The sequence below is a fragment of the Bradyrhizobium sp. LA2.1 genome, from assembly GCF_040547725.1.
Lineage (GTDB): Bacteria > Pseudomonadota > Alphaproteobacteria > Rhizobiales > Xanthobacteraceae > Bradyrhizobium > Bradyrhizobium barranii.
The window spans coordinates 433,989-452,241 of sequence record NZ_JBEPQI010000001.1; the positions used below are offsets into that span (position 1 = coordinate 433,989).

General features: G+C 63.9%; 14 protein-coding genes. 9 read left to right on the forward strand and 5 right to left on the reverse strand.

Going from position 1 to position 18,253, the window contains the following annotated elements; translation table 11 throughout:
• Positions 1-137: 137 nt before the first annotated feature.
• The gene (locus tag ABIB95_RS01865; RefSeq protein ID WP_071915404.1) at positions 138-1,193 is read right to left on the reverse strand and encodes a LacI family DNA-binding transcriptional regulator; all 1,056 of its coding nucleotides are present in this window, start codon (positions 1,191-1,193) and stop codon (positions 138-140) included.
• 136 nt (positions 1,194-1,329) lie between these two features.
• Here ABIB95_RS01865 and ABIB95_RS01870 point away from each other — a divergent pair, with 136 nt between their 5' ends.
• Genes ABIB95_RS01870 through ABIB95_RS01890 form a run of 5 tightly spaced genes read left to right on the forward strand, consistent with a single transcriptional unit; the run spans position 1,330 to position 7,406 of the window.
• Positions 1,330-2,346, forward strand: a complete 1,017-nt coding sequence (locus tag ABIB95_RS01870; protein ID WP_247308831.1) for a TRAP transporter substrate-binding protein — start codon at positions 1,330-1,332, stop codon at positions 2,344-2,346.
• Between the two features lie 5 nt (positions 2,347-2,351).
• On the forward strand, positions 2,352-4,262 hold the full coding sequence (locus tag ABIB95_RS01875) for a TRAP transporter large permease (RefSeq protein WP_502917788.1): 1,911 nt from the start codon (positions 2,352-2,354) through the stop codon (positions 4,260-4,262).
• 19 nt (positions 4,263-4,281) lie between these two features.
• Positions 4,282-4,821 (forward strand): VOC family protein, encoded by a 540-nt coding sequence (locus ABIB95_RS01880; protein ID WP_014496479.1) that lies wholly within the window; start codon positions 4,282-4,284, stop codon positions 4,819-4,821.
• Positions 4,822-4,836: 15 nt separating this feature from the next.
• Positions 4,837-6,045: a ribulose-bisphosphate carboxylase large subunit family protein gene (locus ABIB95_RS01885; protein WP_354237704.1), complete on the forward strand. Its 1,209-nt coding sequence runs from the start codon at positions 4,837-4,839 to the stop codon at positions 6,043-6,045.
• Positions 6,042-7,406, forward strand: a complete 1,365-nt coding sequence (locus ABIB95_RS01890) for a four-carbon acid sugar kinase family protein (protein ID WP_354237705.1) — start codon at positions 6,042-6,044, stop codon at positions 7,404-7,406. The genes ABIB95_RS01885 and ABIB95_RS01890 overlap by 4 nt, the downstream gene beginning before the upstream one ends.
• A gap of 50 nt (positions 7,407-7,456) precedes the next feature.
• Here ABIB95_RS01890 and ABIB95_RS01895 read toward each other — a convergent pair whose 3' ends face one another.
• On the reverse strand, positions 7,457-8,482 hold the full coding sequence (locus ABIB95_RS01895) for a glycoside hydrolase family 5 protein (protein ID WP_354237706.1): 1,026 nt from the start codon (positions 8,480-8,482) through the stop codon (positions 7,457-7,459).
• Between the two features lie 21 nt (positions 8,483-8,503).
• Positions 8,504-9,796: an O-antigen ligase family protein gene (locus ABIB95_RS01900; protein WP_354237707.1), complete on the reverse strand. Its 1,293-nt coding sequence runs from the start codon at positions 9,794-9,796 to the stop codon at positions 8,504-8,506.
• Positions 9,797-10,026: 230 nt separating this feature from the next.
• On the opposite strand from ABIB95_RS01900, the gene ABIB95_RS01905 reads away from it, so the two are divergent.
• Positions 10,027-11,163: a GNAT family N-acetyltransferase gene (locus tag ABIB95_RS01905; protein ID WP_354237709.1), complete on the forward strand. Its 1,137-nt coding sequence runs from the start codon at positions 10,027-10,029 to the stop codon at positions 11,161-11,163.
• 28 nt (positions 11,164-11,191) lie between these two features.
• Here the strand turns inward: ABIB95_RS01905 and ABIB95_RS01910 are convergent, their stop codons facing one another.
• Positions 11,192-12,415 (reverse strand): FAD-dependent oxidoreductase, encoded by a 1,224-nt coding sequence (locus ABIB95_RS01910; RefSeq protein WP_354237711.1) that lies wholly within the window; start codon positions 12,413-12,415, stop codon positions 11,192-11,194.
• 472 nt (positions 12,416-12,887) lie between these two features.
• Here ABIB95_RS01910 and ABIB95_RS01915 point away from each other — a divergent pair, with 472 nt between their 5' ends.
• From ABIB95_RS01915 to ABIB95_RS01925, 3 genes are all read left to right on the forward strand, one after another.
• Positions 12,888-14,234 carry a lipopolysaccharide biosynthesis protein gene (locus ABIB95_RS01915; RefSeq protein WP_354237712.1) on the forward strand — a complete coding sequence of 449 codons (1,347 nt, stop codon included), beginning with the start codon at positions 12,888-12,890 and terminating at the stop codon, positions 14,232-14,234.
• 228 nt (positions 14,235-14,462) lie between these two features.
• Positions 14,463-15,638, forward strand: coding sequence for a glycosyltransferase family 4 protein (locus tag ABIB95_RS01920; protein WP_354237713.1), 1,176 nt, complete (start codon positions 14,463-14,465; stop codon positions 15,636-15,638).
• Between the two features lie 29 nt (positions 15,639-15,667).
• Positions 15,668-17,203 carry a glucosamine inositolphosphorylceramide transferase family protein gene (locus ABIB95_RS01925; protein WP_354237714.1) on the forward strand — a complete coding sequence of 512 codons (1,536 nt, stop codon included), beginning with the start codon at positions 15,668-15,670 and terminating at the stop codon, positions 17,201-17,203.
• 79 nt (positions 17,204-17,282) lie between these two features.
• On the opposite strand, the gene ABIB95_RS01930 is transcribed toward ABIB95_RS01925, so the two are convergent.
• Positions 17,283-18,230, reverse strand: a complete 948-nt coding sequence (locus ABIB95_RS01930; RefSeq protein ID WP_135215839.1) for an ABC transporter substrate-binding protein — start codon at positions 18,228-18,230, stop codon at positions 17,283-17,285.
• Positions 18,231-18,253 lie beyond the last annotated feature (23 nt).

Here is an 18,253-nt window from a genome sequence, read left to right on the forward strand (position 1 = left end):
TCGACGAGCCCGATGTCTTCAGACGCCGGTCATTTGACTCGTCGGGCAAAACACCGGCAAAATTGCATCGTGCCAATCAGGCCATGGATGCGCTCGACCAGGCCGACCATGGGTCCAGCAAGCCGCCTCCCTGGATCCTAGCCCCCAAGCGCCGGAATATTTTCGCGAAAGATGATCTCGCTGCGCGGCGCCTCGATGCCGTGCATGGCGCTGCGGCCGGCGCGCAAATTGTCGAAGATGCCGACACAGCTCATCATCGTGTTGAGCTGATTTTGAGTGATGACGGCATCCATCGTCCCATCGAGCAGAAAGCTACGCGTATCCGAGGTCAGACCATGGCCAATGAAGACCACGTCACGCGCCCGGTTCATTTCGTTCAGGGCGCGAGCGACACCATCGGCGGCGCCGCCGATGTTGTAGATTCCGGCAAGATCCGGATGCTGGCCCAGCAGCATGCGCGTCTGGCGATAGTTGCGGTCGGCGTCATCATGGCCTTCGCGCAGGCCCACGACCTTGATGGCCGGGAATAGTTCTTCGAAGACGTGCAGAAAGCCCATTTCGCGTTCTTCGTGCGCGCGGTAGCTGCGGCTGCCCGCGATCATCGCGACCTTGGCCGGACGCTCGCCCAGAAAGCGCGCGATCAGATAGCCGGCAGTGCGTCCGATCGAGCGATTGTCCAGTCCGATATAGGCCGCGCGGCGCGCGTTCAGGATATCCGAGATCAGCGTCACCGTCGGCACGCCGTGCTCCGCTAATCGGTCGACGGCTTCCCTCACGACGGGATGCTCGAGCGCCATGAAGGCGATGCCGTCGGCCTTGTCGCGGGCCCGCCAGAGCTGACGTGCCAGCAGGTCGGGATTGAAGCCCTTGATGGTGTCGACCTGACAATGGACGTTGAAGGGCGCGAGCCGGCCGTCGGAATGCGCGATCAGCTGCCCGAGCGTGGACAGGAAGCGGTTGGTGCCGGCCGGCAGCAGGAACAGCAGCCGCATCGGCTTGGGCCGCATCGCCGCCAGGATGTTCTCGGCCGGCATGTAGTCGAGCTCGGACGCGGCGGCGAGCACCCGCTGCTGCGTAATCGCCCGCACACCGGGCCGACGATTCAGCACGCGGTCGACCGTCGCCGTGGAGACGCCGGCCCGGCGCGCCACGTCAACGATGCGGCTCAGCGAAGGAGCCACTGGTTTATTCATTCCGGGGCCCAATCGTCGAATACCTCAAAAACCATCATCTTTATCGTTTGACATGCTAGCTCAAAGTCGCAATTTTCGCATCAATATTGTTGCAGAAACATCAAATAACATCAAATCGCTGTTGGAGGAGAAGCCCATGTCCCTGACCCGTCGGCGCGCCCTGCAAGCCCTGTCCGTCCTCCCCGCCGCGGGCCTGATCGGCGGTCTCTCGCGCCCGGCCCGGGCGGCCGAGTTCTCGCTGAAATACGGCAACAACCTGCCGCTGACGCACCCCCTCAACATCCGCGCCCAGGAAGCCGCCGACCGCGTCGCCAAGGAGAGCAATGGCCGGGTCGAGATCGCCATCTTCCCGAACAACCAGCTCGGCGGCGACACCGACATGCTCGCCCAGGTGCGCAACGGCGCGCTGAACTTCTTCACGCCCTCCGCGCTCGTGGTCGCGACCCTGGTGCCGATCGCCGCGATCAACGCGGTCGGCTTTGCCTTTGCCGATTACGATCAGGTCTGGAAAGCGATGGACGGCGGGCTCGGCGCGCATATCCGTGCCGCCATGGCCAAGGTCGGCCTCCATACCTTCGAGAAGATGTGGGACAACGGCTTCCGCCAGATCACCAGCGGCGCCAAGCCGATCGAGAGCGCCAAGGACATGGACGGCCTCAAGATCCGCGTGCCCGTGTCTCCGCTCAGCATCTCCATGTTCAAGGCGCTGTCGTCCTCGCCGACCAGCCTGCAATTCAGCGAGGTCTATTCGTCGCTGCAGACACGCATTGTCGACGCGCAGGAAAATCCGCTGCCGATCATCCAGGTAGCGAAGCTCTACGAGGTGCAGAAGTACTGCGCGATCAGCAACCACATCTGGGACGGCTTCTGGTTCATCGCCAACGCCCGCGCCTTCAACGCCCTTCCCGCCGATCTCAGGACCATCGTCAGCAACGCCATCAACGATGCCGGCTTGAAGCAGCGCGAGGACATCAAGACGTTCAATGCGACCGTGCAGGCCGATCTCCAGCGCAATGGGATGAAATTCACCACGCCTTCACCGGACTCGTTCCGCGCAAAACTGCGCGACTCCGGCTTCTACGGCGAATGGAAGGGCCGCTTCGGCGACGAAGCCTGGGCGCTGCTCGAAGGCGCCGTCGGCAAGCTGGCCTGAGCGCGATGACGATCGCAGAGCATCAGATGACGGACTATCTGGCGGCGGCCGCGCACCCTGCTTCCGCTGCGGGCACGCGCAAGCTTGCGAGCGCCTTGGGCACCGTCGACCGCTGGCTCGGTGCGGTGGTCGAGACCGCCGCGGCCGCTGTCGTGCTGGTCGAGATCGGCATCATGCTCGCCGGCGTCATCATGCGATACGTCTTCCACAGCCCGCTGATCTGGTCGGACGAGCTGGCCTCGATCCTGTTTCTCTGGCTCTCGATGCTGGGCGCGGTGATCGCGCTGCGCCGGGGCGAGCACATGCGCATGACAGGGCTCGTCAGCCATGTCGGCCCGGGCGCGCGCGCCTTTCTCGACACGATCGCGGCGGTGGCGCCGCTAGCCCTGCTGGCGCTGATCCTGCATCCCGCCTTCGATTATGCGAGCGAGGAACAGGTCATCGTCACCCCGGCGATGGAGATCAGCAATGCCTGGCGCGCAGCCGCAATTCCCGTCGGGATGACCCTGATGGCCGTCGTTGCCGCGATCCGGCTCGCGACGCATCACCGCCCTGCGTTGATCGTCGCGGCCCTCATCACCATCGCCGTCCTGATTGCCGCATTCTGGCTTGCCGGACCGCTGCTCGCCCCGCTCGGACGCTACAATCTCATCATTTTCTTCGTCGGCGTGGTCGCAGCCAACGTGTTCGCCGGCGTACCGATCGCCTTCTCCTTTGCGCTCGCGACCTTCGGTTATCTGGCGCTGACAACCAGCGTCCCGATGATGGTGATGGTCGGCCGTCTCGATGAGGGCATGTCGCACCTGATCCTGCTCGCGGTGCCGCTGTTCATTTTCCTCGGCGCGTTGATCGAAATGACCGGCATGGCGCGGGCCATGATCCAGTTTCTGGCAAGCCTGCTCGGACATGTCAGGGGCGGACTGTCCTACGTGCTGATCGGGGCGATGTATCTGGTCTCCGGCATCTCCGGCTCGAAGATCGCCGACATGGCCGCGATCGCGCCGGTGCTGCTGCCGGAAATGCAGCGGCGTGGCGCCAAGCCCGGCGACCTCGTCGCGCTGCTGTCGGCCACCGGCGCGCAGACCGAGACCATTCCGCCGAGCATCGTGCTGATCACCATCGGCTCGGTGACCGGTGTCTCGATCGCGGCGCTGTTCACGGGTGGGCTGCTGCCGGCCCTGGTGGTGGGCACCGCGCTCTGCGTCGTGGTGTGGCGGCGCTACCGGAACGAGGATCTGAGCCATGTGCGGCGGGCCTCGAAGCGCGAGATCGCAAAGCTCACAATGATCGCTCTGCCCGCCATCCTGCTGCCCTTCGTGATCCGCACTGCCGTGGTCGAAGGTGTTGCCACTGCCACGGAGGTCTCGACGATCGGCATCGCCTACGCCGTGCTGATGGGCCTTGTGGTCTACCGCCAGTTTCCCTGGCGGCGGCTGAAATCCATGCTGGTCGAGACGGCCTCGCTGACGGGCGCGATCATCTTCATCATCGGCTGCGCCACGGCGATGGCCTGGGGACTGACGCAATCCGGCTTCTCGCAACAGCTGGCGAAGGCGATGGCGGCGATCCCCGGCGGCGCCTACGGCTTCCTCGCGATCTCGATTGTGGCCTTCGTCGTGCTCGGCAGCGTGCTCGAAGGCATTCCGGCCATCGTGCTGTTCGGTCCATTGCTGTTCCCGATCGCCAAGCAGGCCGGCGTACATGAAGTGCACTATGCGATGGTCGTGATCCTCGCGATGGGCATCGGCCTGTTCGCACCGCCGTTCGGCGTCGGCTATTACGGTGCCTGCGCAATCAGCAAGATATCGCCGGACGAAGGCCTCAAGCACATCTGGGGCTATGTCGCGGCGCTCTTCATCGGCCTCGCCATCGTCGCGGCCGTGCCGTGGCTGTCGATCGGCTTCCTCAAATTCTGAAGATCATGGGAATCATGCAATGAGCCGTTTTTTTGGTGAGATCCGGCAAGCCGGCTACGTCGTTGACGACATCGAGAAGGCCATGGATTATTGGAGCCGCGAGCTCGGCATCGGGCCGTGGTTCTATAATCCGCGGGTTCCAATCGTGAACTACCACTATCGCGGCAAGGCCTATGAGCCGCACAATTCGGTGGCGCTGGCCAATTCCGGTCCGCTGCAGATGGAGCTGATCCAGATCCGCAACGATGCGCCGTCGATGTATGCCGACTTCCTGAAAGCCGGACATAAGGGTCTGCAGCACGTCGCCTATTGGACCGAAGACTACGACGCCGATCTGTCCCGTCTCGAAGCCGAGGGTTTCAAGCCGGTCATGAGCGGCGAAGTCGGCGCGCGCGGTCGTTTCGTCTATTTCGACACGGAGTATCATCCGGGAACGGTGATCGAACTGTCTGAGGTCTCGGGACCCAAGGGCAAGATGTTCGATCTCATCCGCGCAGCCGCCAAAGGCTGGGACGGGCGCGACCCCGTGCGGCCGTTCCCCGATCTTACCAAGCTTTAGATTGTCTGCGCTCCCGTGACGCAAAATCCTGTTCGCATCGAAGCCGACTATCTGATCGAAACGCCTGAAGATCCGCGTCTTGCCGCGGACACCATGGCGGGCGAGCAGTCGAGCGGCACGTTCGTTGCGGTGCCCGGCGAAACGCCGGAGCTGAAAGCGCGTGCGGCCGCCCGCGTCGAGAGCATCGAGTTGCTTGATGCAATCTCCGCGCCGTCGCTCCCGGTCGCCCGCCCGATCAACCCCGACGGCCCCTGGAATCGCGCGCGCGTGACGTTGTCATGGCCGCTCGACAATATCGGCGCGTCACTGCCCAATCTCGTCACGGCGATCGCCGGCAATCTCTGGGAGTTGCGCCAGCTGACCGGCCTGCGGCTGCTCGACCTGCGCCTGCCGCTCGCGTTTGCCGCCGCGTATCCCGGACCGAAGTTCGGCGTCGCCGGCACGCGCGAGCTGACCGGTGTCAGCGGTCGCCCGCTGATCGGCACCATCATCAAGCCGAGCATCGGGCTCAGCCCGGCCGAGACGGCCAATCTGGTCGCCACGCTGTGCGAGGCCGGCATCGACTTCATCAAGGACGACGAGCTGCAATCGGACGGCGCCTATTGTCCGTTCGACGCGCGTGTGCGCGCCGTGATGCGCGTCGTCAACGACCACGCTGATCGAACCGGCAAGAAGGTCATGGTCGCCTTCAACCTCACCGGCGAGATCGACCAGATGCGCCGCCGGCACGATCTGGTGCTCAGCGAGGGCGGCACCTGCGTGATGACGAGCATCAACTCGGTCGGGCTCACAGGCATGGTCGAGCTCGGCCGCCACACGCAGCTTCCCGTTCATGCGCATCGCAACGGCTGGGGCGCGCTGAATCGTCATCCGGCACTCGGCTGGGACTATACGGCGTGGCACAAGATCTGGCGGCTGGCCGGCGCCGACCACATGCACGTCAACGGCATCGGCAACAAGTTCAGCGAGACCGATGACAGCGTGGTCACATCCGCAAAGGCGGCGCTGACGCCGATGTTCGCGCACAAGCCGTGCACCGCGATGCCGGTGTTCTCGTCGGGCCAGACGCCGGCTCAGGCCGCGCCGACCTGGCGCGCACTCGGCTCGACAGATCTGATCTTCGCAGCAGGCGGCGGCATTCTCGCCCATCCCGATGGACCGGCCGCCGGCGTTGCCGATTTGCGCGCAGCATGGGACGCCGCGATGGCGAGTCCGCGGCCGTGAGGGGCGCGTCCGCCCTGCCCGACGGTCCACTCGTCGCCTTCTACGGCGACGATTACACCGGCTCGTCCGCGGCGATGGAGGCCCTCACTTTCGCGGGCCTGCCGACAATCCTGTTCCTGGAGACTCCGACGCCCGAACGTTTCGCTTCTATCGGGCAGTACCGCGGCATCGGCATCGCCGGCACGGCGCGCGCGAAGGATCCGGCCTGGATGGAGCAAAACCTTCCGCCGGCCTTTGCGGTGCTCGCAGGTATCGGCGCGCCGATCGCACACTACAAGGTGTGCTCGACCTTCGACTCCTCGCCGCAGATCGGCTCGATCGGTCGGGCGATCGACCTCGCGGTGCCGCAGCTCGGCGGCGCCTGGCATCCGCTCCTCGTGGGATCGCCGGCGATGGGCCGCTATCAGATGTTCGGCCATCTGTTCGCGGCCGTGAATGGCGTCGGCCATCGTCTCGACCGGCACCCGACCATGTCGCGTCATCCGGTGACGCCGATGGACGAGTCCGATCTCGGCCGGCATCTTGCAAAACAGACGGCGCGATCGATCGGACTGATCGACTTCGTCACCATGGCCAATGGCGGCGCGGATCTGGCGCTGATGCGCGCAAGGGGCGCCGGCACCGAGATCATCTCGCTCGACGTGCTCGATCAGCCATCCCTGATCGAAGCCGGCCGCCTGATCTGGGAATATCGCGGCGAACGCCTCTTTGTCGCCGGCTCGCAAGGTGTCGAGCAGGCCCTGGTCGCCTATTGGCGGTCGGCGGGCCTGATTCCCGACAGCAAGCCCGATCTGCGCCTTGCAGGCGTCGAGCGCATCGCCTGCGTCTCCGGCTCCTGCTCACCCGTTACCGCCGCGCAGATCGCGCATGCCGCGGACAACGGCTTCGACGTCGAGCGGCTCGATGCGACGCGCGCCGTCGACGCGGCAGAATGGACCAGGGAGATCGGCCGCGCTGTCGAACGTGCGCTCGCAGCACTCGCGTCGGGGCGCGATGCGCTCCTGATCACCGCAAGCGGACCGGACGATCCTGCCATCGGTGCGCTCAACGCGGCCATCAAGGCGAGCGGCGCAACGGCGAGTGCAGTGAACGAGCGCATCGGCGCGGGGCTCGGCCAGGCGCTGGACGCCATTCTGGAAACCGCGCGGCTCCCTCGCGCCGTGGTCGCCGGCGGCGACACGTCCGGACATGCGCTGCAGGCGATGGGCATCTATGCCCTGACCGCGATCGCCCCTCTCGCGGAAGGCGCGCCACTCAACCGCGCATCATCGGATCGCGCGCATGCGAATATCGAGATCGCGCTCAAGGGCGGACAGGTCGGCGGGATCGATTTGTTCTGCCGGGCCAGAGACGGCGGTTAGCCGCCGCTAGGCGATCGTGATCTGGCCGATATTGGCTGTGAATCGCGGCTTCAACGGACCGGCGGGATCAGGGCGCGCAGGATGTCGGGCTTCCAGGCCTGACGGGCGCTGTCAAAGGCCGCGAAATCATGGTCGAACTGCCAATAGGCCCAGGCCCAGCCACGTCTGTCGGCGCTTCGCGCCACGAACGACAGGTATCTCTGGCGACTCTCGGATGGAGCCCGTTCGTATACCCCGAACTCGCCGAGATAAATCGGGCGCTTCTCTCGCTCCGACCACCGGCTGACCTTCTCGAAATCAGAGGCCGCCCTAGCTTCGTCGTCCGGACTGCCCCAATCCAGCGGCCCGATGCGCGCGAACGTCTCGGACCATGGCGCACCCTGATGCGTGAAGCGTATCGGCGCGTAATAATGAAAGGTGACGATGAGGTTCCTGTCGTCGGCGGGGAGAGCCAGATCGTCGATGGGAATCTCGTCAGTGTTGAGAACCGCAGCAATGACCCGCCGCTCGGGGTTGGTGCGGCGGATGATGCCGATACAGTCGTTGAGGAGCGAATTCCAGCTGGCGGACGTCATCTGTCCCCCCGGCTCGTTCAAGACCTCGAAGACGAGCCCGGGATATCTTCCGGCATAGCGCTCCGCGATCTGCCGCCAGAATGCCCTGAGCTTCTCGCCGCATTCGGAGACATCACGCTGACAGACATGCGTGTCGTGCTCGTCGACGATGGGAACGAGGTTCCTGGCGAGGATTTCCTCGATGATGGCATCAAGCCTTCTCAGCACGGCCTCGTCCAGCACGTTCCCGCGATCCATGAACTTGAAGCCGAAGAAATTGATCCTGACGTGTGAGAATCCGGCCTTTCTGATCGCGGTCAAATTGTCCAGACGGAACGGCGCGTTCTGACCGCCCTCCCAGATTCCGTCGTAACCGAGAATGTTGATCCCGCGTCCCAATTTTGCCGCATCGCGAGGCACGACCTGCCCGGCGCCATGGGCGTCGGAGCAGAGCGATGCGAAGACGAAAGCCGCTGCGGCAAGATTGAAGCTTCTCGACCAGCGAGCGCGGGGGGCGGTCATCCTGCTTCCATTCCGTAAGGGTTAGAAATCGGTCTCCGGCACCGGCCTGCACGTTGCAAGGAGGAACGCCACGAGGAGCACCGACGTGAACATGGTCGAGCGAAGGAACGTCGTCTCGGTGAAATTGGTCTGAAAGCTGAGGGCGACAAATCCGATGATGAGGGCACAGTGCGCCCGGTGGATCGATCGCGCGGAAATCAGATAGAGAACCTTGTTCGAGAACAGAAGAACACTCGCGGCGAAAAGCACGTAGCCCAGAAACCCCGTTTCCATCAGGATCGCGATATAGCCGCTATGATAGTTGTCGAGCACCCAACCGTGGTTCTGCTCGAAATAATCGTAGATCGACGGGATCGTCCAGAAGCCGTTGATTCCGAAGCCGAGCAGCGGCGCATCGTCGAAATGGCTTATCGCGTAGTGCCAGATGAAGGTCCGCTCGGTAAAGTTGACGGTCGCATCGCCAATGTGGATGGCGTCGTATCCGGTCGCATAAAAATAGACGATCAGGTAGCCGGCCATAACGCACATGACGAACGGCAGGATCGCATAGAGCCTCATGCAGCCGACCGACCACATCGAGGTCACGAGCAGCGCACAAGCCGCCAGGGCGACAGCACCGGCGCCGCGCGATTCCGACGCGAGGACGCAGGTCGACGCCAGCAGGAACGCGACGAGGAACGCCAGCCACCCCTGCCCCTTCATCTTCATCTTCCGGTAGCACGAGAAGAACATCAGATACGCGCCGACAAAGCCCAACGTCTGCTTCGATTCATAGACGCCCTGCCATTGACCATTGTGCATCCAGCTATGGTCTATCCCGATATCGGGCACGGCAAGTGCGCAAAGCGCCGATGCGGCGACCAATATGAAGAGCCCGGAGGATGTCGCCTTCACGACATCGTCGATATCGATCCGCGTGATCATGCAGAACGCGCCGAACGTCGTCATTGCAAGAGCGGCGCTCTTCATGATGGCTGCGGCGTTCAGGGTGGTCCACAACACCGAGACGACCGCCAACGTGTAGAATGCGAGGAGCGCGATCAGATCCGGGTTGAACGCCAACTGCAGACGCGGGCGCACGAATGCGCTTGCGTAGATCAGGACGCTCCACATCAGCAGAGCGACCGCCTGTTGCAGATAAGTCAGTCCCGCCGGCAATATCGCCGTATTGAATGTCCCCATCGACGCGACGACATTGACGGTGATCGATACGCAGATGACGAGCCTGGCGATCTTCTCGACGCCGGCACTGCGCGTCTTCCAGATCGCGCTCGTGAGTGCCCCGGAGTCTCTCTCGGTCTGCAGGATGGTCATGCGGTGACTTTCCCTTAAGCTTGGTTAATTATCTGCTACTGCGGGTTGATCTGCCGGGCCCCGGCACCACGAAATCTCGAAACTTCGGGCATTGATAACGATACGGCCCCTGCTCGATGCGTTAATGCAAATCGCACCCCGCTGGTGCCTCGGCCGTCACGACCCTGCTATACAAGCGCGGGATCCGGCTCGATCGACTTCTCCGGATTATCTGGTTTCCGTGGTCACGCATGAATAAGCCGAGCAATACATTCGATATCGCCATCGAGCAGGCGTTCGACTTCCTGTCTCCGGAATACGCGGCGCTGTTCGACAGCTCTGCCGCGACCGCGTTTCAGCATCCGCTCTGGCTGGACAGCCTTTACGCCCGGCTCGCGTCCCATGCAGGCGCGACGCCGCTGGTCGTCGTGGTCCGCCGCCGTACAACGGGGGCGCTGGCGATGGTGCTGCCCCTGCTCCGAATCCGCCGCGGCCCGATCCGCACCATCGAATTCGCCGATCTGCGCGTATCCGACTATCTGGCGCCGGTCTGCAGTCCCGAGGTGTTTGCCAGCGTGCTGGAGGACGAAGCGGCCTGCGCGGAGATCAGGCGCCTCGTCCGCCCGTTCGACCTGCTCCGCATGACCAAGCTGCCCGACGGACGACTTCCGATCGAAAGCCTCCTCGGCGCGCCACGCCGGGTCTCGATGGAGACAAACGCCTACGCGACCGTTCTCGTCGCCCCGTTCGAGCAATGGCGTGCCAGCGCGCTGGATCGCTCCTATCAGAAGGAGCTCGCCAAGAAATATCGCCAGCTCCAGAAGAAGGGAGCATTGAGCTTCTCATGCTGCGACGACAGCGCCTCGATCTCCGAGGCGATGGACGCGATGAAGCAATATCGCGGACCGCGCTTTCACGCCCAGGGCGACGGCGACCTGCTCCAGCGCCCCGAATATTACAGCTTCTATTCTGACGTGGCGGCCCGCGGTCTCGGCTCGTTCGTCCGACTCTACGCCATGAAGATGGACGGCGGCGTGATCGCCGCCGTGCTCGGACTGCGCCATCGCGGCAGCTTCCTCGTCATCATGAGCGCCTTCGATATCGACGGGTACAAGAGCCAATCCCTGGGCTCTCTGATGTTCGAGCAAGTGGCGAGGGATTGCATCGAGCGCGGCGATCAGATGCTCGACTTCACGATTGGCGACGAGCCGTACAAGAAATTGTTCGGCGGCCAGCCTTCGCCGATGTGGATGGTCACGCAGGCCGGCAGCACCGCGGGCGCCATCAGCCTGTTCGCGCTGAAGCAGGCTCCCTGGCTCAAGCTGGCGGCCAAGCGGCTGTCGGATTTCAGGCTCCTGCCGGCCCGTACCCCGACGCCTACGCGCTAACCGAAGCGCAAGCGAGGGAGCGCGGAGCTCAGGCGCGGAGCGCGCCGCGGACGCGTCCGAGCCAGCCCGGATGCATCTGATCGACACGATGCGTGAGACTGCGCCGCAGGAAGTGCAACCGCCGCCGCACATCCCATTCGATATCGTTGCGGGACGTCAGGGCCTGACGGAAGCGCGCCATTTTCAGCGACCGCTGGTCTGCCGCGAGCTTGTCGGGATCGGAATAGAACTGCGAAATCTTCTCCGTGCCCATGCCGGCGCTTGCGAGCCAGCGCGGCGCGTACTCCGTGCAAAGGCGATCGACGTCCACCAGGAGGCGGGCGACGCCCGTGCCGGCGGCGGGACAATTGGTCTGGAACGCATCGCCGATGAGGACGATTCCGGGCTGAAGGTGTCCCTCCACCACGGTCAGATCCATCACCCAGTTCTGCACCTTGTCGGTCACGTGGAAATCGCCAAGGTAAGGCCGCAGTCCCGGCAGCAGCCGCAGGACGGTCGCTTCCGGTTCGCGGCGCAGCTCGCGCATGATCGGATCGGTCGGGTCGCGGAACATGAACAGATTGGCCCGCATGCCTGATGGCACCGGGAACAGGCTGAGATAGTCGATGCCGTCAGCGGTGCGCTCGCCGTAACAGGTCAGCGCCTCGAAATCGAACGGCGTGCCATCGCGGCGCGCGATCGTGAAGCCGAACGACACCGAATGGCGCTCGGCCAGCACGCGCCGCTTGATGCCGAGCTTGTAGCCGAGCGCTCCCGCCATGCCTGTGGCGAGCACGACGAGCCGCGCCTCAAGGCGCCGTCCGGACGCAAGCTCGATATGCTGGACATCGTCGCTGGGGCTGATTGCGGTGACTTCGTCGACGATCAGATTGGACGGATCGGGCAGCTGGCTGCGCGCCATGGCAACGAGGCCGGCATAGGAAAACCCGTAAGCCTGGCCGACGCTGACATCGACGACCTTGCCTTCCCGGATATTGAGCACCCGGTCATACCGGCAGGCGACGTTCTCGAGCGCATGGAGGAAACCCAGCTTGCGGAACATCTCTAGCTGCTGGCCACCGAGCTTCTCGACCCGGAATTCGTCCGGATGCACCGCGCGCTTGTCGACGAGTGCGACGCGATGCCCCGCCCGCGCCAGCACGGACGCGGCGAGCGATCCCGCAAGGCCGCCACCGACGATCGCGATGTCTGCGACGATCGCCGCAGTCGCAGCTGCAGCGCTCGGCTCGGTCACGGGTCTATCCGTCGTCATGGTTTAGGGCTCCACGGTTAACGGTGGTTCCATGTGCAATTCCCTCGCCTGATGTCGTATCGCAGAGCCAAACGCGATCATTTCCGGCGATTGAGGTTAACGGGTCGCCGGACTCATCCGTCCCGGCACGCGCCTTGCTCGGAACGACCTCGAAATGCTGCTGTCTCGTGAGACCAAGCGTCCGAATTCGTTCCAGAGAGGCCATTCCAATGCTCGAACAGCCGCAAGCCGGCCGGCTTCGCCCCGCACCTTGCACCGGCACGACATCGCGCCGCTTTTCGGTCGAGCCGGTGCCCGCTCAATCTGGCACATCACGGACGCGGCTGTTCCGCAGTGAAGCAGCGGCGTACGACCTTCGTCGACGACAGACGACGGGACCTGAAGACCGCGCATTAACACTCGCATTTTTCCGGCATGCTAGGCTCTCGCCGTCCTTGCAACGCCCATCTTCGGGGAACGCTCAGCATCTTCGATGATCGATTCCATTGTTCAATTTCTGCGGCGTGACGTCACGCGCGGTGTCGTCGGGACCATCCTCCTGAAGGTTGGTAGCGGCGCGCTCGCGTTTGCGTTGTTCTCGCTGGCCGCGCGAACGATGACACCCGACGGATTCGGTATCTTTGCGACCTGGCTTTCGGTGGCCCAGATCGCCGCCGTCGTAGGACTGGTCGGTCAGGAAGCATTGCTGGTGCGGTTCCTGAACGAGTATGAGGTCGGCGACAGGCCCGACCTCACCAAGGGCCTCCTGCTCTCCAGCTTCAGGATTTCCGCCATCGCGATGCTGATCGCGATCGCCGCAGTTGCGTTGGTTGCGCACTTCAGAGGGGATTTGTGGCTGCTGATCCTCGCCGTCTCGGCCTACACCGCCGTGAGTGCTGGATTGATGCTCGGCAGCCAGATCGCGCGTTCGCTGGTCAGCATTATCATGGGCGAAGGCAACCGCGAGTTCTTCTGGCGGGTTTTCGTCGTGCTGTTTCTGCTCGCCATGCTGTTCGGGCATCGGAAGCTCGATCCCGCCGAGCTGATCGCCGCAATGACGATTGCGATGTCGGTGGGCCTCGTCGCACAGATCATTGCGATTGTACGGGTGCTGCCGGATTTGCGCACGACAGCAGCGAATTCCGAAGCATCGCGCTGGCGATCGAGCGCGCTGCATTTCTGGCTTGCGTCCATCCTTGAAGTCGCGAACCAGTATTTCGACGTCATTCTGGTCTACTGGATGCTGGATCCGGCGACCGCCGGCATCTACTTCGCGGCGTCACGCCTCGCCAACATCTTCGCCATGCTCTCCGCCGCGCTGTACTCGTTCGGCGCGCGCCGGCTTCCTTCGCTCTACTTCAGCAAAAATCACCAGGAATTCGAGCGGACGCTGCAGCTCATGGCGGAAGTGACCGCGCTTTGCGTGGTCGCAGGCCTCGCCATGATCTGGATCGGCGGCCCCTATCTCCTCAACCTGTTCGGGCCTCATTTCACCGAGCAGCACTCGGTGCTGATCGTGCTCGCGATCGGAACGGCCATCCAGGCCGCGGGCGGTCCGTCGGCGGCGATCCTGCAGTTGACCGGCCATGAACGCATCTACGTCCCCGTCGTCGCCGCAAATGTCGCATTGAGACTGGTCGGATTCCTCGTCCTGATCCCCTGGCTCGGCGTGCTTGGCGCGGCGATTGCGGCCACCGTGTCGCTGGCGCTCACGACCATCGCGCTCAATATCTTGTGCCGGCGGCGAACCGGGGTCGATCCTTCGGTTCTCGTGCTGTTGCGCTTCTCGGCGTGGCGTCGCGGCCGCTATGCGGTTCGCGGCGCCGACTCCGCCGAATAGGCGTCAACCGTACGATGGCCTGGTTGATCCGCGACGGCGCGCGCAGGCCCCGTTGGTTAACGCGCTCGCTGCGCACCATCCGGGAACCAGCAGAATTCCCGCGAGAACGCGGCAATCGGCGGCTCGCGCATTAACTCCGTTTGTTGCTAGTCGGTGTCTGCCCGATGCCTGCATGATAGGTACGGGGTTAAGAAGGTGAAGATTTCGTTTCTTTAGCGGTCGGGATCCGTGCTCCACTACCAGCCGAACAAGGAATTGGGCGAGACGACCGCGACAGAACTCGCGCGGCTGAACGGCAGCGAACGAAAGCTGCACGTCCTTCTCGTACAGACCCAGGCCGAAAACGCGGGTGCGCAGGAGATCTCCAGGCTTCTCGGCGCCGGCCTCTCCGCGCGCGGCCATCGCGTCTCCAACCTGTTTTTCTTCCGCAAATCGGATTCGTTCGACGAGCCGCCCGAGACGTTCTATTGCGCATCGAGCCGTCCGGGCAATCCGGTTGCGCTGCTGCGGATGCTGTGGACGCTTGGCGGTCAGATCAGAGCCACGCGCCCCGACGCCGTCCTGACCTTCCAGCATTTCGGCAACGTCATCGGCGCGGGCGTGACGCGCCTCGTCAGCCGCGCCCCTGTCGTCGCCAACCAGGTTTCATCCGCGCTGTCGATGAGCTGGCCGATCCGCGCGGCCGACATCGTCATGGGCAGCGTCGGCTTCTTCGACCGCATCACGCTGAACTCGAAGGACATGGAGCGCGAGTATTCGCGCTACCCGCAGGCCTACCGGTCGCGCATGGTGCATGTCCCGCACGGCTTCGAGGACAAGGCCCTCATCCTGCCGAAGGGCGCCGCACGACAGAAATTCAACCTGCCGCCGGACCGCGTCCTGCTCGGCTGCGCGGCGAGGCTGCATCCGCACAAGCGGCTCGATGCAGCGATACGCCTCTTGCCGGATGAACCGTCGTGGCACCTTGCACTCGCCGGCCAGGGTGCCGACGAAGCGCGACTGCGGCAGCTTGCGGACGATTTGAACGTCTCGGACCGATTGCATCTGCTCGGCGAAATCGCGCCACGCCAGATCGCGAATTTTCTCGCCTGTCTCGACATATTCGTGTTTCCGACGCAGGCCGAGACCTTTGGCCTCGCCGCCGTCGAGGCCGCCAACGCCGGCGTTCCCTCGGTTGTCACGGATCTTCCCGTGCTGCGCGAGGTGCTGTCCTTCGAAGGAAAGCCCACTGCCCTCTTTGTCGATGCTTCAGATCAAGCGAAGCTGTCGGCTGCCGTCTCCAGACTTCTGACCGACCAAGCACTGAGCGACGAACTGCAAAAGAATGCCAAAGGCCTGAGGTTGCGCTATTCGGTCGATGCGATGGTTGAGGAATACGTTCAAATCCTCAATCGGGTCGTCTGAGCCGATGCGTTGGAATAGGTTGGCTCGACATGATCATCGAGTTTCTCTGCGAACGTGACCATGCGCGGCGGTGGATGCACCGCCAGACGCTGTCGATCGACGGCCGGGACGTTCCGGTTCAAATCGCGTTGACTGCAACGGCGGAGCCACGGCCCGCGGGGCTCGACGCCCTGTTCGAGCTCGAGCGCGTGGTGCTGCGTAAAGGCAGGCACAGCGGCGCCGACGGGCTGAAGATCGATCCGGAACAGACGCAGGCCCGCACCGGCACGGCCGATGTGATCGTCGATTTCACGAGCGCCGCGCGCGATCCGGACTGTTCGGCCCGGCTGTATCTCCGCCCGTTGTTCAACGGAACTGCAGGTGAAAACGCGGCACTCGCGGCGATTCTCGCCGGCGACCTGCCCGTGATCGAGATCGTCAACGAGGTCGACGGCGCGGTGCTCGATCGCGGCCATCCCTCCGCAGAGATCGCGGCCGGTTTGAGCGGTGGGCTCGAAACGGTCATGGCGCGAACCCTGACCATGGTGGCGGCCATCCTGTCGGGACGGCCGCGTATCGTGCCTCAGCTGGCACGCCAGGCCCGAGCCGGCAACGGCCGGCCGCCGGCGGCCTATGTCGTGCGCGGCCTCGCCGTATCGATCGCCAAGGAGATCTACCGCCTCTGCTGCTATGCCCCGCATTGGCATGTCGGATGGCGCTTCAATGATGGCGCGGGTGTCTGGCAGACGGGAGATCTCTCCGGGCCTGGCTGGAACGTCCTCGCCGATCCCGGAAACCATTTCTACGCTGATCCCTTCCCCATCACGTGGCAGGGACGAACATTCGTCTACTTCGAAGATCTCGATCATCGGGTTGGAAAGGGCATCATTTCGGCAGTCGAGTTCGGCGACGCCGGCCCGGTCGGCGAGGTCGTGCCCATGCTGGAGGAGCCCTGGCACCTGTCCTATCCGTTCCTGATCGAGGACAATGGCGAGTTGTGGATGATCCCGGAGAGCTCGCTCCACGGGGACGTCGCGCTCTACAAATGCATTCGGTTTCCGGACAAATGGGAGCGACACGCCACGCTGCTCTCAGGCCTCGAACTGGCCGATGTGACCATCACGCAGCACAACGGTCTGAACTACCTGTTCGGAGCCTGGCGAGACGGAACCGGCGGCTATTCGGATTCGCTTGCGATCTATTACGCCGAGCACCTGTTCGGCCCCTGGTTGCCCCATGCCAGCAACCCGGTCCTGATCGATCGCGCAAGCGCGCGACCCGCGGGGAATTTCGTCACCATCGATGGCAAATTGTGGCGGCCGGTGCAGGATTGCGCCGACGGATATGGCGCAGCGCTCGGCCTCGCGGAAGTGATCGAACTGTCTCCGACGACGTTCAAGCAGGTCGTCCGCCACTCCCTCAGACCCGGACCGGCATGGCCCGGCAGAAAGCTGCACACGCTGAACCGCTGCGGCCGGCTCGAGGTGATCGACGGATCGCGTGTTCAACCCAAGACCCGGGCCTTCGCAAGCAAATTTCCATCGGTCGTATTGTCCCCGCGAACCAGTCCCCATACCGCCTGCTAGCGCGTGGCACGACGGACGGCGTGGATCACAACGCCGTCCGTCATCTCGTGCTTCGACCGCTCCCGCAGGAGGCGGCGTTCTACTGAGAACGATCCGAGGTCCAGCCCTTGTACTCGGCGACGTTGTCCCTGGTCACGAGCTTCGACGGCAGGAGCTCGACGGTCGAGGCCGGCTTCTGGCCATTGAGAATGCCGACGCCCACCTGCACCGCGCGCCGCGCCATGAAGAACGGGTCCTGCGAAGCGGACGCCTGGACCTGCGGCGCCGCCGGATCCTTCAGCGCGGCCTCGATGTCGGGCGCGCCATCGACCGCGGTGATGACGATGCCGCTGCGGCCTTGCTGGCGCGCCGCGAGATCGGTGCCGATCGCCTGCGGATCGTTGATGGCGAAGATGGCGTCGATCTTGGAAAAGCGCGTCAGATAGCCCTGCGCGATGGTGAGACCGCCTTCACGCGAGCCTTTGCCGTCCTGGTCGCTGGACAACACCTTGATCCCGGGATTCTTCGAGAGAACGTTCTTGCAGCCGACGACGCGGTCGATCACGGCCGAGACCTGCGGCCCGTTCTCGATGATGACGTCGCCCTTGCCCCCCAGCTTGTCGACGATGTACTGGCATGAGATCTCGCCGGCCTGCACGTTGTTCGTGGTTATGGTGGCGTCGGCGCCTTCGGCCGCGGTGTCGACCGCGACGACCACGATGCCCGCCGCCTGCGCCTTCTTGATCGCCGGCCCGATCGCCTTGGGATCGCCGGGGTTCAACAGGATCAGGTCGACGCCGGCGGCAATGAAATTGTCGATCTGGGTGACCTGCTTGCCGAGGTCGTATTCGAAGCCGACCGTCGTGATCTTCACATTGGGGTTGGTCTTCCTGGCCTCGAACTCGGCGCCCTTCGACAGCGCGACGAAGAACGGATTGCCCATCGAACCCAGCGAGACGCCAATCGACTTGAGTTCCTTGGCGAAGGATGGCGCGGTGCTTAGGGCAAGCGCCATCGCGGCGCCGGCGAGCGTGATCGTCTTCAACATTGGCTTCCTCCCTGGTCTGTATT